Genomic DNA, 629 nt, shown 5'->3' with positions numbered 1-629 from the left:
GTCAGCGACAGCAGCGTGACGTCCGCACTGCCGAGCGCGAGGCTGAAGCCGTAGTAGTCGCCTTCCTGCGCGAGCGGCAGGCCGAGCGCGGTCAGCGTGCGCGCGAAGCGGTGCGGCGTGACGAGCACGAGCGTGCGCACGGCCGGCACGTTCAACGAGCCGCCGAGCGCGCTGCGCACGCTCACCCAGCCCTTGAAATCCTTGTCGTAGTTCTGCGGGATGTACAGGCCGCCGCCGGCGGCGAGGTTGATCGGCGCGTCGTCGAGCAGCGACGCGGCCGTCAGCCGTTTCTCGTCGATCGCCTGCGCGTACAGGAACGGCTTGAGCGTCGAGCCGGCCTGGCGCGGCGCGAGCACGGCATCGACGTCGCGCGCGCTCGACAGCGCGCCGGACGAGCCGACCCATGCACGAATCTCGCCGGTCGCGTTGTCGATCACGACGACCGCACCGTCCTGCACGTTGCGCCGGTGCGCGGGCGCGTTGAGTTCGGTCAGCGCGCGCATCAGTGTGTCGCGCGCGAAGCGCTGCACTGGCGCATCGAGCGTCGTGCGCACCTGCGCGCCGGCCGCCGGCCGGACCTCGGCCGCGATGCGTCGCGCGAAGTGCGGGGCGAGGGCGGCGCCGTCGTC

1 protein-coding gene is annotated in these 629 nt (G+C 72.7%); it reads right to left on the bottom strand.

All coding sequences use genetic code 11. The annotated features are described in order from the left end of the window. Positions 1 to 629 (bottom strand): penicillin-binding transpeptidase domain-containing protein (locus DPV74_RS41750; protein WP_257943216.1); only part of this gene is annotated, 629 nt, incomplete at both ends.

This window comes from Burkholderia sp. HAN2018, from assembly GCF_024704855.1.
GTDB lineage: Bacteria > Pseudomonadota > Gammaproteobacteria > Burkholderiales > Burkholderiaceae > Burkholderia > Burkholderia cepacia.
The sequence above is the reverse complement of the archived record's forward strand: the minus strand, read 5'-3'. Positions and strand labels throughout refer to the sequence as shown.